The sequence below is a fragment of the Pseudomonas tehranensis genome (assembly GCF_014268615.1).
Classification (GTDB): Bacteria; Pseudomonadota; Gammaproteobacteria; order Pseudomonadales; family Pseudomonadaceae; genus Aquipseudomonas; species Aquipseudomonas tehranensis.
This window is the reverse complement of record NZ_JABWQV010000138.1, coordinates 1-12,580: the sequence shown is the minus strand read 5'-3', so window position 1 is coordinate 12,580 and position 12,580 is coordinate 1. Positions and strand designations below refer to the sequence as shown.

At 62.3% G+C, this 12,580-nt stretch carries 9 protein-coding genes; 6 read left to right on the top strand and 3 right to left on the bottom strand.

All coding sequences use genetic code 11. From position 1 onward, the window contains the following. Positions 1 to 59: 59 nt before the first annotated feature. A complete protein-coding gene (tssC, locus tag HU811_RS18160; protein ID WP_053145385.1) occupies positions 60 to 1,541 on the bottom strand; it encodes a type VI secretion system contractile sheath large subunit in 1,482 nt (493 codons plus the stop codon). Between the two features lie 30 nt (positions 1,542 to 1,571). Continuing rightward, the gene (tssB, locus tag HU811_RS18155) at positions 1,572 to 2,129 is read right to left on the bottom strand and encodes a type VI secretion system contractile sheath small subunit (RefSeq protein WP_047225738.1); all 558 of its coding nucleotides are present in this window, start codon (positions 2,127 to 2,129) and stop codon (positions 1,572 to 1,574) included. A gap of 223 nt (positions 2,130 to 2,352) precedes the next feature. Here tssB and HU811_RS18150 point away from each other — a divergent pair, with 223 nt between their 5' ends. The 5 genes from HU811_RS18150 to tssA are packed head-to-tail and all read left to right on the top strand — an operon-like array spanning position 2,353 to position 9,880. Beyond that, positions 2,353 to 2,814: a type VI secretion protein gene (locus tag HU811_RS18150; protein ID WP_092396837.1), complete on the top strand. Its 462-nt coding sequence runs from the start codon at positions 2,353 to 2,355 to the stop codon at positions 2,812 to 2,814. A 52-nt stretch (positions 2,815 to 2,866) separates the two neighbouring features. After that, positions 2,867 to 4,198 (top strand): type VI secretion system baseplate subunit TssK, encoded by a 1,332-nt coding sequence (tssK, locus tag HU811_RS18145; protein ID WP_186657324.1) that lies wholly within the window; start codon positions 2,867 to 2,869, stop codon positions 4,196 to 4,198. Positions 4,199 to 4,215: 17 nt separating this feature from the next. Beyond that, the gene (locus HU811_RS18140) at positions 4,216 to 4,977 is read left to right on the top strand and encodes a DotU family type IV/VI secretion system protein (RefSeq protein ID WP_186657322.1); all 762 of its coding nucleotides are present in this window, start codon (positions 4,216 to 4,218) and stop codon (positions 4,975 to 4,977) included. Next, positions 4,974 to 8,795 (top strand): type VI secretion system protein, encoded by a 3,822-nt coding sequence (locus HU811_RS18135; RefSeq protein WP_186657320.1) that lies wholly within the window; start codon positions 4,974 to 4,976, stop codon positions 8,793 to 8,795. Before HU811_RS18140 ends, HU811_RS18135 begins: the two co-directional genes overlap by 4 nt. Further along, positions 8,792 to 9,880 carry a type VI secretion system protein TssA gene (gene tssA, locus HU811_RS18130; protein WP_186657319.1) on the top strand — a complete coding sequence of 363 codons (1,089 nt, stop codon included), beginning with the start codon at positions 8,792 to 8,794 and terminating at the stop codon, positions 9,878 to 9,880. Before HU811_RS18135 ends, tssA begins: the two co-directional genes overlap by 4 nt. A 5-nt stretch (positions 9,881 to 9,885) precedes the next feature. On the opposite strand, the gene HU811_RS18125 is transcribed toward tssA, so the two are convergent. After that, entirely contained in the window at positions 9,886 to 10,830 is a 945-nt protein-coding gene (locus HU811_RS18125; protein WP_186657318.1) for a 2-hydroxyacid dehydrogenase, read from the bottom strand. Between the two features lie 402 nt (positions 10,831 to 11,232). On the opposite strand from HU811_RS18125, the gene HU811_RS18120 reads away from it, so the two are divergent. Continuing rightward, positions 11,233 to 12,513 carry a serine/threonine transporter gene (locus HU811_RS18120; RefSeq protein WP_186657317.1) on the top strand — a complete coding sequence of 427 codons (1,281 nt, stop codon included), beginning with the start codon at positions 11,233 to 11,235 and terminating at the stop codon, positions 12,511 to 12,513. The last annotated feature ends 67 nt before the right edge of the window (positions 12,514 to 12,580 follow it).

Below are 12,580 nucleotides of genomic sequence, written 5' to 3'. Positions count from 1 at the left end.
GCCCCAGCGGGAGCAAGCTCCCTCGCCACATAGCCACATAGCCACATAGCCACGAGCAATCAGGCAGCTACCGGCGGCGGCAGGGTCGCCACCAGGCGGATCGAGGCGGTCAGTTCCTCAAGTTGGAAGTGCGGGCGCAGGAACACCGTGGCCTTGTAGGCCCCCGGCTTGCCCGCCACTTCCGTGACGTCCACCCGCGCCTCGCGCAACGGGTACTGCGCCTTGATCTCTTGCGGCGCGTTGTCGTTGATCAGCACGTAGTCGGCGATCCAGTTATTGAGGTAGGTCTGCACGTTGTCGCGGGTCATGAAGCTGCCGACCTTGTCGCGCATGATGACCTTCAGGTAATGGGCGAAACGCGAGGCGGCGAGCACATACGGCAACATCGCCGAGATTCGCGCGTTGGCGTTGGCCTCGTTGGTGTTGTAGAGCTTGGCCTTGTTGGTGGTCTGGCCGCCGAAGAACACTGCCACGTCACTGTTTTTCTTGTGACACAGGGAAATGAAGCCCAGGTCGTTGAGTTCTTTTTCGCGACGGTCGGTGATCGCCACTTCGGTCGGGCATTTGAGCGACAGGTCGCCTGAGCTGGTGCGAAAGGTATGGGCCGGCAGGCCTTCTACCGCGCCACCGCCTTCGGCCCCGCGAATCGCCGCACACCAGCCATATTTGGCGAAGGCTTCGGTGATGCGTTGCGACAACGCCCAGGCGGCGTTGCCCCACAGGTATTTGCTGTGGTCGGTGCCGTTGACGTCTTCGACGTAGTTGATGCCTTCCACCGGCAGGGTGTCCGGGCCGTAGGGCAGGCGCAGCAGAAAGTGCGGCAGCACCAGGGACACGTAGCGCGAGTCTTCGCTTTCGCGGAACGAGCGCCACTTGATTAGCTCCTGGCTTTCGAAAATCTTCGACAGGTCACGGGGCACGGCCAGTTCGGTGAAACTGGTCATGTCGAACAACCGGGGGCTGGCGGCGGCAATGAACGGTGCGTGCGCGGCGGCGGCGACGTTCGACAGTTTTTCCAGCAAGCCGATGTCCTGGGGGTGGCGACCAAACGTGTAGTCGCCCACCAGCAGGCTGAACGGATGCCCGCCGAAGGTGCCGTATTCTTCCTCGTAGATCTTCTTGAACAGCGCGCTCTGGTCAAACTCGACGGCTTTTTCCAGATCGTTCTGCAGTTCTTTCTGGGTCACGTTGAGCAAGCGCAATTTAAGCCGCGTGCTGGTTTCGGTGTTTTGCACCAGCAGGTGCAGGCCGCGCCAGGAGGCTTCGAGTTTTTGCAGTTCGGGGTGGTGCAGCACTTCGTTGAGCTGGGCGCTGATCAACTGATCGATCTGGCTGATGCGGTCGTTGATCATGGCCACGGTGTCCTTGTCGATGGCCATGCCTTCGTCGAGGACCTGGGTGGCGAATTCAGCCAGCATGTCGCGGGCGTAGTCCTGCTGACTGTCGTCGTGGGCCATGCGGCCTTCGGCGATGATCTTGTCCAGCAGGGACAGGGTCTGGGTCGTGCTCTCGCTGGTTTGAGCGCTGGATGAAGCAGGCATGGCTTTATCTCCCTTGAGTGATGAGCGCGATCAGGCCTGTGGTTCGGCCGGGGCTGGGTCATCGTTGGCGGCTTCGGTCGGCAGGTCTTGCGCATCCTGAGGGCGGGCTGACTTGATCTCTTGCAGGCCTTCGGTGTTGGCGATCACGTCGCGCAGCAGCTTGTCCAGGTCGTCGTTGCCGTCAAGTTTGGTCAGCAGGTCGCGCAGGCGCTGGCGCGCTTCGAACAATCGGCGCAGGGGCGTGACCTGTTCTACGACCTTGACCGGGTCGAAGTCGTCGATGTGGCGGAAGTTGAGTTCGATGTTGAGCTTGCTGTCGTCACCGCTGAGGGTGTTGTTCACCTGAAGGGTGGCGCGAGGCGAGATGGAGGCGAGTACCTCGTTGAAATTGTCGCGATCGATTTCCGTGAAACGCCGCTCGTTGAGCTTGGGCAGTGGGTCCAGTGGTTTGCCCGAGAGGTCGGCCAGAATGCCGACCACCAGTGGCAATTCTTTCTTTTCGATGGCATTGCCGATTTCCACGTCATAGGTGATCTGGACGCGGGGGGGACGGACTCTGTCGAGCTTGTGCTGGGTACTTTCTGCCATGGCGGCCGACTCCGATGCATGTAGGAAGCAATGCATCGGGGGGCCCGCTCATCGCATTCCCTTGCTGATCCGCAGGTTGCAAATGGAGGGCAGTAGACCTGTCATTCCCTTGACGAACCTGGTGCATTCGACTGTATGCGTCGAACTACCCAAGACGCTAGAACAGGTCTATAAAAAAGCAAGCAAAAACAATTTTTGACCGCTGAGAAAAGGAAGATTCATTTTGCGTGTCTTTTTTTCCGGATTTTTTTTGAGCCTCGCGCTTACCGGTTGCTCGCTATTTGCCCCCAGCGTGGACCTGGACAGCCTGACCCTGGATGTCGCGCCGCGCGCCAATGACGACACCCCCATCGCGGTGGATTTTGTCGCCGTGAACGACCCGGATCTGCTCAAGCAGCTGTCGGGTATCAGCGCACGCCAGTGGTTTGCCGAGCGCGAACAGTTCCAGCGCGACTATCGTCAACTCATGTCGGTGTGGGGCCTGGAGCTGGTGCCGGGGCAATTCATCGACCGCCAACCCTTCCCATTGGAGGGCCGGCGGGCCGCTGGACTTTTGGTCTTCGCCAGCTATAACACTCCCGGAGCCCACCGGCTTCGGCTGGACGATCAGCGCAAGGCCTGGCTGAAGTTCGAAAGTCGTGAGATGACCCTGGTGAACGATGGCCAACTTGCCAGTCAGCCTTGAGTGACCGCGGGCCGCCCTGGGGCGGCGTCATTGGGATGTCGAAGGGAGTCGTATGAGTCTGTTACCTGACGCGGTTTGCTGGCACGAGGGCATGCAGTTGCTGCCCCAGCACTTCCAATTGCAAGGGCTGCGCGCCGAGGCCTTGGCCGCGCATTTTGCCGGCGCCTGCAACCCATGGTTCTGGGGTGTCAGCCAGTTGGAAGTCGACCCTTCGGCTCTCAGCGCCGGCCAGGTCCGGCTGTTGCAACTGCAGGGCACCTTGCCGGACGGGTTGCCGGTCAACGTGCAGGCTGGGGTCGGGCCGACCCTGGAGCTGGACATCACCGAGGCGGTGGACAAGACCGACGACGCGACGGTGACCGTGTACCTGGCCATCAGTCCGCTCTGGCGCGCCGGGCAATTGCTACCGCTCAAGGGACGCCTGCAATCGGTCGTGGGTGACGCCTTGCCGGACCTCACCAGCGGCGAGTTCCCCGAGTCCATCACGGTGTGGCGGCCGAACCCTCGGCTGTGCACGCAACTGAGCAAGGCCGACTCGATCTGCCTGCCACTGTTGCGCATCCGCAAGGAAGGCGGAGGATTTCTGCGAGTGCCCTACACACCGCCGACGCCGATCCTGTTGCCGGAATCGATTCTTGGTCGGCGAGTGGCCGGGTTGTGTGCCAGGGCACGGGAGAAGTGCCTGTTCCTGGCCGGGCGCCTGCGTCAGGCCCAGGCGGCCGGCAACCAGGACGATGCAATGGAGATTCGCCGCCAATTGACGGCGTTGTGGGCGCGACTGCCGGAAGTCGAAGGCGCGCTGAACACCCGGGTGGCGACGCCTCAGGCATTGCATGGCCTGTTGTTGGGGTTGGCCGGTAGCTGGTCGGCGCTCGATCCGCTGGCCGGTGTCCCGGCCTTCGCGCCATTGGATTTTCTTGAGTTGCAACGCGGCTATGAACCGCTGCTGGACTGGCTGGAAAATACCCTGGAGCTGGTTCGCGCCGGCTATCGCAGCCTGGCCTTCGAGCGCGATGACCAGGTGTTCTCGATCCAGTTGCCCGACGACCAGCCGAACCAGCGCCTGGTGATCGGCCTGCGTATGCCCAACGGCGCCAGTGAGCAGGCGGCGGCCGAGTGGTTGCGCGGGGCGATCATCGCGTCGGCGCCGCACATCCCGTTGTTGAGTCGCCAGCGCATGAGCGGTCTGCCCCATCAGGCCATGAGTCGCAACGAGCAAGTGGCCTACAGCGTGGGGGACGACACCCGGCTGTTCGTGGTGGCCGCCAGTGGGCAATGGTTCGATGGGCAATTGCCGTTGCACATCGTAGCGCCGGCCTCACATCAGGCCAGCAGTCCGTGGCAAGTGGTGTTGTTTGTCGCGCAAGCCGGTGAAAGCGCCTGATCGTAAAGGGGAGTCGTATGCCTGACGGAAGTGGCGGGGCGGTTCGGAGTCTGCATGAGGCGCCGCTGAGCAGTGCGTTTCGTCAGGCCTGGCTGAAGTGGTCCCAGGAATGGCAGGACTTGCCCAAGGACAGTGATCCAGCGGTCTTGGTCAGCCGGGTGGTGGAGTTCTCCGGTCGCAGTGCCCAGCGGTTGTGGCGGGTGGCCTTTGCCACCGTAGGCGATGCGGCGACCGAGCAGGTCAAGGCGCTGGTCTACGCGTTCGTGGCGCTGGTGGACGAGACCTTGCTGTTCACCCCATGGCCGGGACAACTGGCCTGGCAGCAGCATCCCCTCGAGTCGCGCATGTACTCCAGCCGCCAGGCCGGCGAACGGTTGCCGGCCGCCATCAAGAAATTGCTGGATGAACAGATGCCCGGCACCCGGGACCTGGCCAATGTGTACCTGCAGTGCCTGATTCTCGGTTTTCAGGGCCGATTGCGTGGCGAGCCCGGTCAGGTCCAGCACGAAAAATGGCGTCTGGCGCTGTTCACGTTCGCCTGGCAGCACGAGCCCGATTATGTCGATGTCAGCGAGCGCCTGGCGCTGCCTGCGGCGGCCATACCGGTGCGTGTCCCGGCCCAGCAGTCGTTACCGGACGGTTTGCGCCTGGGCCTGGTGATCCTGGCGATGGTGTTGTTTCTGAGCGGGTTGGGACAGGTGTTCTGGCGTGACATCCGGTCGGAGCTTGAGCCGGTGCTGCAACTGAACGAGTCGGTGGTTCAGGAGCAGGACTCATGAGTCTCTTGAGCATCGTCGCCCTGGTGTTGCTGGCGATGGTTGCGGTGCTGCTGATTGCGGCCGCGATCTGGTGGCTGCGCACCCAGGGCGGCGCGGCCATCCGCAGCTTCTATGGGGCGGTGCGCCACATGGAACAGGAGCAAGGCACTCGGGACCGCTACCAGATGCCCTGGTTGCTGATGCTGGGCAACGAGTTCGATGGCACGCAGTTGTGCGCCCAGTGGCGCTTGCAGCCGACAGACAAGGCGGCGTGGTTCGGGCGCTGGTGGTCGGATGCTGAAGGCGCGGTGCTGGTGGTGCCCCAGGCGCTGTTTTTGCCCGATGAGGGCATGAACATGCAGCGGGGCAACTGGTGGCGCCTGTTGGGACTGATTCTGCGCCTGCGCAGCAGACGGCCACTGGATGCGGTGATCTGGACTGTCCCGTTCAGCAAGCTCGATGACATCGAACAGACGACCGAGCTGAGTCTCAAGGTCCGGCGTTGTTTCATCGACCTCTTGCAACGGTTCGGTCTGAGCTTGCCGGTGTACGTGGTGATCACCGGGATGGAAGAACTGCCGGGGTTCCAGGAACTGGTCAGCGCCTTGCCCGCCCAGGCTCGGGAATCGACGCTGGGCTGGTCGTCGCCATATTCGCCCGATGCGGCGTGGCAATCGCAATGGAGCGATCAGGCGTTGGATCAGGTCAACGCCGCATTGTCCCAGTCGATCATCGAGATCGGCGCGTTGTCGGGGCAGTTGAGCAGCGATCTGTATGGGTTGCCGGAGCGTTTCGAAGGGTTGCGGCGCGCCATGCAACTGCTGCTGGAACCGGTTTTCCAGGGCAATGCGCAAGGCGAGGCACCACGTTTTCGTGGCGTGTATTTCACCGCCAGCCAGGCGCCGGCCGTCACTGGCGATGGGTTGACCGCCAGCGACAGTGTGTTGCGTCAAACGGTGTTCGCCCGGCAATTGTGGTCACGCCGGCTGGTGGCCGAGCGAGGCCTGGCCCAGCCAGTCCCGCGCCTGCTGCGTTTGCGCCAACGCTGGCATCGACTGGCCGGTGGAGTGGCGCTGGTTGTCGGGGTGGTCTGGCTGGCGAGCATGGTCTGGGTCTGGCGCGATTCTGTCGAGCAAGCCGAGGGGTTGTCGCGGTTGATCCTCAGCGCGCACAAAAACCATGTGGTGGTCGATCCCGACAAACCGCAGCTGGAACCGACCCGACAGAACGTGCAGAACTACTGGAACGTACTGGAAAAGGCCCCACGCTGGCGTTTCGTCTCGGTGGTTTTTCCAACTTCGTGGTTCTCCGGTGTGGACGCACAACTGGACAACGGGTTGCGCATGACCGCCCGCCATCATTGGATATTGCCGTTGCGTGACCTGCTGGCCTGGGACCTCGAACAGCTCAAGGGCATGCGCAATACCGAGCGGCGCGGCAACGTGGAAAGCGAAGACCCGGCGCAATGGCAAAGTTATGTGAAGGCCAAGGATCTGGTGGACCGGGCGGTGCGTCTGGAACAGCACAATCAGATGTTCAGCCAGGCAGTGAACAACCCCAAGGCGCCGTTGGACGAACTGGTGCAACTGAGCAATAACGCCCTGTCGCTGAACCTCAACACCGGAACCTTGAGTCGGGCACGCTTCTACAATCGGGTGCTGTTCGATGCCCAGAATACCGATCTGAAAGGCCTGGACCTGAACGCCGCGCGTCCGTTGATTGCCGATAACTTCATGGGTCTGATGCAGCGCTGGCTGGATCATTATTTTCTGGCGGACAACTTCGTGCGCCAGGCCGGTTACCTGAAGCTGCATCTGCAACGGCTTGAGGCGGGCAGTGGCAATTCCTTGAGTGAACTTGAAGAGCTGATGGCGTTGGTCGATGACCTGCAGAGGCTCGTCAGCCTGACCAACTCGGCCTGGGGCCGAGGCAAGGGGCAGGACCTGGTGCCCGGTTACACCCAGTTGCTGGACAAGGTGGGCCACAGCACGCTGCTGGGGCCGGATCTTGAGCAGGATCTGGAGAGTCAGGCGGCGAAACTGCAGCAGAGCTTTCGAGACCAGTGGATCGTCCAGAGCGGCTCCAGGGACAATCTGTTGGTCCAGCAGGCCAGCGGTTTGCTGGTGCTGCAGGGGCATGTCACGGCGCTGGACGACGCGGTGCAAGCGCTGTTCAAGCGTGACTTCGTGGCGTTGGCCATGCAGAAGGCGCCGTCGGACAGTAGCGCCGACTCGATGGGGCGGGGTGACAGCGATGATTTCAGCGTTGCCCTGAACTACTTCGCCAGCTACCAGAGCTACGCCAATGAAGAACTGCCGCGCATCCCGCCGGATTATCGGGGGGCGCTGATGGAGGCCGCTGAAAGCGCGGCGGCGCGGGCCATGTGGCTGAGTCTGGATGAAAGCGAGCAACCGCTACCGGGCATGAGTTTCAATGTGCAGACCTCCCAGGCCGTTGCCCTGCAAAAAGCCTTCATGGATGTGAAGCGCAGCGATCTGGCGATTCGTTTTCAGCGCCTGCTCAACCGCCGTGCGTTGGCGCAGATCCAGAGCGGCCTGAACGAAATCGACGCCCAGCCACTGTTTACTCAACGCACCGATATCCAGCGCTGGGACGGCTCGAAGAACTTCGGTTTGCAGTTGTACGGTGCCGCTGATCCTCAGGACTTGAAGCTGAGCCTGAACCAGCAGTTCGGCGCCATGCTGCAAATCGCCGAGCAACGCATGCCCGCACTGGAATGGCTGATTGTCCAGCAGGACAACCTATCGGCCCTGGAGCACGATCAAGTCAGCCGGTTCATGGCGCTAAATGACGAACTGCTCAAGTATAAAAACCAGAACCCGGCCAGTGCGGCTGCCCAACTGGAGCAATTGGTAAGCCGTGATTTTATCGAAATGGACACCACGTCCTGCGCGCAGATTCTGCAAACGTCCAGCTTGCCCGGCGGGCGTGGCGACCTGGCCGTGCGCACCGTTACCCTGCAACAAAGCGCCTTGCAACGGTGCTTGTATCTGCAACAGAACCAGGCGGCGATGGCCTGGAATGATCTGGCCGATTACTTCAATCAGTACCTGGCCGGGCGCTTTCCGTTCTCCCAGGATGTGCGGGCCAGCGATGCCGACCCGGCGCGGGTCCAACGCCTGCTGGAGCTGATCGACACGCGGCTGCCCCAGGCACAGGCCGGGCTGGCGCTGAGCCGGACGCCGGAGCGACTGGCGGCGGAGGATTTTCTAAACCGTTTGAAACAGGCTGGTGCCTGGCTCGGGCCGCTGTTCGTGCGGGACAAGAGCGGCCTGCTCGGCGTGGAAATGGACGTGCGCTGGCGAACCGACCGCGAGCAGGAACGCGGCGCGGATCAGGTGATCGCCTGGGGACTGAACGCCGGCAACCAACAGATCAGTTATCCGGGTGAAACCGGGCAGAACCTGCGCTGGATGGTCGGCCAGCCGGTGAGTTTGACCTTGCGTTGGGCCCGCAACGGTTACCAGCGTCCGGCCAACGACCCCTTGCAACCCGACCTGGTGGTGCGCGACCTGGAAGCCGGCTGGGAGTATCAGGGGCCGTGGTCGTTGTTGCGCCTGATGCGCTCACTGGTGTCGAGCCAGCGCCAGCCGAATGCCGACTACACCGACTTCCCACTGACCTTGCAACTGCCCGTGACGGCCCAGACCCAGGCGACCACGGCGCAACAGACCTTGATGTTCCTGCGTCTGTCGCTGATGAGCCAGGGTTCGAAGCTGCCGCTGTCGATCCCGCCGCTGCCGACCCAGGCACCCCGTTCACCTTTCATGGCGAGCTCATCGAGCCCCGCCATCGCCACCCGCGAGGAGGGTTTGTGAGCTTGCCGATATCCCCGTTGCCCGAACTCATCCCGCGGTTGCTTGAGCCGATCAGCGCCGAATCGCCCTGTGGCCAGGATCTGCGCTACGAACCGGAGTTCGACCAGTTGCGCCAGTTGCGCCGGGAGGACGACACCAGCCTGCCCACGGGTGTGTGGCAATCCTCGATCAAGCGCGCCCAATGGCCGGAACTGGAAAGACTCGCCACTGCGCTGTTGCTCGAGCGCAGCAAGGATTTGATGATCAGCGCCTGGCTGGGGGAGGCCTGGCTGCACTTGACGGGGCTGGAAGGATTGCCGGGCAGCCTGGCGTTGGTGGCGGGGTTGTGTGAGCGCTACCCCGAGCAGTTGTATCCCCGGGCCGATGACGGTGACCCGTCGTGGCGGGTGATTCCGCTGGAGTGGCTGGCCCGTCGCTACAGCGAAGTGTTACTGACACGGGTGCCCTTGTTCGATGGCCGAGACCCTGATTTCGACGGGTTCTGCCTGGCCGACTGGCAACGCTTGCAGCGCCAGCAGGTGTTGGTCAACGACAGTAAAAACGCCAAGGCCTCGGCAGAAGCGGCGCGCAACGACCAGAAAAAACTCAGCGAACTGATTCGCACCACGCCATTGTCGTTCTGGCTGCATCGCCAAGGTAGCCTGATGCTGAGTCTGCAGCACCTGCAACGGCTCCAAGGCTGGAGTGATGCCTACCTGGGCGATCAGGCCCCGGGCTATACCGCCCTGCAGGACGTGATGCAGGCCTTGCTGACATTGATAGAGGAGTTCATTGCGATGAACCCACAGCAACCCCCCGTCATGCCGGCGCAAGCACCACCGCCGGTGACGCCGCAAACTGTCCCGGCGCAGGCGGGCGCCGCTGTCGCCCAGGTTTTTCAGGAGCCGGCCAGCCGCGAAGAAGCCTATCGCCAGTTACTGGTCATCGCCGGTTACCTGGCTCGCACCGAACCCCACAGCCCGGTGCCCTATTTGATTCGGCGCGGCGTGGAGTGGGGCAACAAACCGTTGAGCGAGCTGCTGGGCGAACTGATCAGTGCCGATGCCGAATCCAGGCGCCTGTGGACGCTACTGGGCGTTCTCTAACGCTCCTAGTCGGGCAAGCGCACCGGCGTCAGCACCGGTTTGCCGGAAAAGAACGCGGTCAGATTCTGGCCCACCAGCTCTACCATGGCGCGGGTCGCTTCCGGCGACAGACCGGCCACGTGGGGTGTGAGGACGACGTTGGGCAGGTTCTTCAGCGCTTGCGGCACCTCGGGCTCGTGATCGAACACATCCAGGGCCGCGCCGGCGATTCGTCGCTGCTCCAGGGCGCTGATCAGGTCGTCGGTAGCCACCACACTGGCCCGGGCGACATTCACCAGAAACCCTTTTGGCCCAAGGGCATCGAGGGCCTGCTTGTTGATCAACTGCCGGGTATCCAGGCCGCCTGGCGTGGCGACGATCAGGAAGTCCGAGACCCGCGCCAGTTCCGTGGGCGTGGCGCAGAAGGTGTAGGGCACGTCAGTGCGTACCCGGCGATTGTGATAGCTGACACTCATGTCAAAGCCCAGAGCGGCCCGCTTGGCGATCGCCATGCCCACCGCGCCAAGGCCCAGCACACCCAGCCGCTTACCGGCCAGGGAGGGACGCGCACTCCTGGGCCATTCGCCCCGGCGCAGGGCGGCATCGCAATAGGGGATGTCGCGCACCAACGCCAGTAACAGCGCCATGGCATGGTCGGCTACCGACGACGCGTTGACCCCGGCGCCATTGGTCACCACGATGCCGCGCTGGTGGGCAGCCTGCAGGTCCACCTGTTCGTAGCCGGCGCCGATCACGCAGATGATTTTCAGGTTGGGCAGGGCGGCAATTTCCTCGGCCGTCAGACCCAGGGGGCCGCGGGTCAGTACCGCGCTGAACCGTTCTCCATGTTCGTAAATCGCCGTCTTGCGCTCGGCAGGCGTTGGCGCCAACTCCAAGTGATAACCCTGACGCTCAAGAATCGGCAGGTATTCGTTGACGGTTTCAACCAGGACAAGAACGGTTGCGGTCATGCTGTGCTCCTGTGGGCTATAGGACTGACGAAACCCTGTTGGGAGCGAGCCTGCTGGCGATAGCGGTGTCTCAGGCAATACCAAGGCTGGCTGATCCACCGCTATCGCGAGCAGGCTCGCTCCCACAGGGTTTTGTGCATTATGGCTTAGCGTGCGCGGGCAGTTGTTTCATCTGTTCTGAGTGTAGGAGCTGGCGCAAAACGGCGATAGGCCGGCGGCTTCATTCCCCAGCATTATTTGCGGCAGATGCGCCGCCTTCACGACCACTCCTCAGCTAAGTCTTTGCTTCTGCTCGTTAATCCCGGACAATCGCGCCCCTGTTTCGGCCAGGGCGCTGCCTGTCGGGGTTTTCTGACTCGTCCCGGCCGGGTGCATGTGACCGGAATACGGAGATCCGACCGGATGAATGATCAGGCCACTGGCGTCGAAGAACGCTTTGAAACGACCGCCCCAACGACGCTCAGCCAATGGGGACGCCATGACACCACCTGGATGCTGGGCCTGTTTGGCACCGCCATCGGTGCAGGTACTTTGTTTTTACCCATCAACGCCGGCCTCGGCGGTTTCTGGCCGCTGTTGATCCTGGCGTTGCTGGCGTTTCCCATGACGTTCTACGCCCACCGGGGGCTGACCCGTTTCGTGTTGTCCGGCCGTGACGGCGCGGACATCACTGAGGTGGTGGAGGAGCATTTCGGTATCAAGGCCGGTGCGCTGATCACGTTGCTGTACTTCTTTGCGATTTTTCCGATCCTGCTGATCTACAGCGTGGCGCTGACCAATACGGTGGGCAGTTTCCTTGCGCATCAATTGCATATCCAGCCGCCACCTCGGGTGGTGCTGTCGCTGGTGTTGATCCTGGGTTTGCTGGCAGTGGTGCGATGCGGCGAGCAGGCAATCGTCAAGGCCATGAGCCTGATGGTCTATCCGTTTATCGTAGCGTTGCTGTTCCTGGCGGTGTTTCTGATCCCGCACTGGAACGGTGGCATCCTGACCACTGCGTCCACACTGCCTGAACCTTCGGCACTGCTGCATACTTTGTGGCTGGCGATTCCGGTGATGGTGTTCTCGTTCAACCATTCGCCGATCATCTCGGCGTTTGCGGTGGATCAGAAGCGTCGCCATGGTGATAACGCCGAGGTGCGCAGTTCGCAGATCCTCTCGCGCGCCCATGTGCTGATGGTGGTGATGGTGCTGTTCTTTGTGTTCAGTTGTGTTTTGACGCTTTCCCCGTCGCAACTGGCCGAGGCCAAGGCGCAGAATCTGTCGATCCTGTCGTACCTGGCCAACCACTTCAGCAATCCGACCATTGCTTTTGCTGCGCCGTTGATTGCGTTCGTGGCGATCTCCAAATCCTTCCTGGGGCATTACATTGGCGCCAGCGAAGGCCTCAAGGGCCTGATCGTCAAGAGCGGTCGACGTCCGGCGGCAAAGACCCTGGACCGTCTGACGGCGGCGTTCATGCTGGTGGTGTGCTGGATCGTCGCCACCCTTAACCCCAGCATCCTGGGCATGATCGAAACCCTGGGCGGCCCGGTGATCGCGGCGATCCTGTTCCTGATGCCGATGTACGCCATCCAGAAAGTCCCGGCCATGGCCCGTTACCGCGGCCAGGCGTCCAATGTGTTCGTGACGCTGGTGGGGGTGGTGGCAATCACCGCGCTGGTCTATTCCCTGACAGCCTGACCCGGGTGTTCGTAGATTCGGTATTCACCACAAGGTTTCTGTGGGAGCGAGCCTGCTCGCGATAGCG

Excerpts from the sequence above, each read along its gene's own strand:
- HU811_RS18135 (WP_186657320.1), top strand. The coding sequence starts at position 4,974 with ATGAGTCTCTTGAGCATCGTCGCCCTGGTGTTGCTGGCGATGGTTGCG.
- tssB (WP_047225738.1), bottom strand. The coding sequence starts at position 2,129 with ATGGCAGAAAGTACCCAGCACAAGCTCGACAGAGTCCGTCCCCCCCGC.
- tssC (WP_053145385.1), bottom strand. The coding sequence starts at position 1,541 with ATGCCTGCTTCATCCAGCGCTCAAACCAGCGAGAGCACGACCCAGACC.
- HU811_RS18125 (WP_186657318.1), bottom strand. The coding sequence starts at position 10,830 with ATGACCGCAACCGTTCTTGTCCTGGTTGAAACCGTCAACGAATACCTG.
- HU811_RS18120 (WP_186657317.1), top strand. The coding sequence starts at position 11,233 with ATGAATGATCAGGCCACTGGCGTCGAAGAACGCTTTGAAACGACCGCC.
- HU811_RS18140 (WP_186657322.1), top strand. The coding sequence starts at position 4,216 with ATGCCTGACGGAAGTGGCGGGGCGGTTCGGAGTCTGCATGAGGCGCCG.
- tssK (WP_186657324.1), top strand. The coding sequence starts at position 2,867 with ATGAGTCTGTTACCTGACGCGGTTTGCTGGCACGAGGGCATGCAGTTG.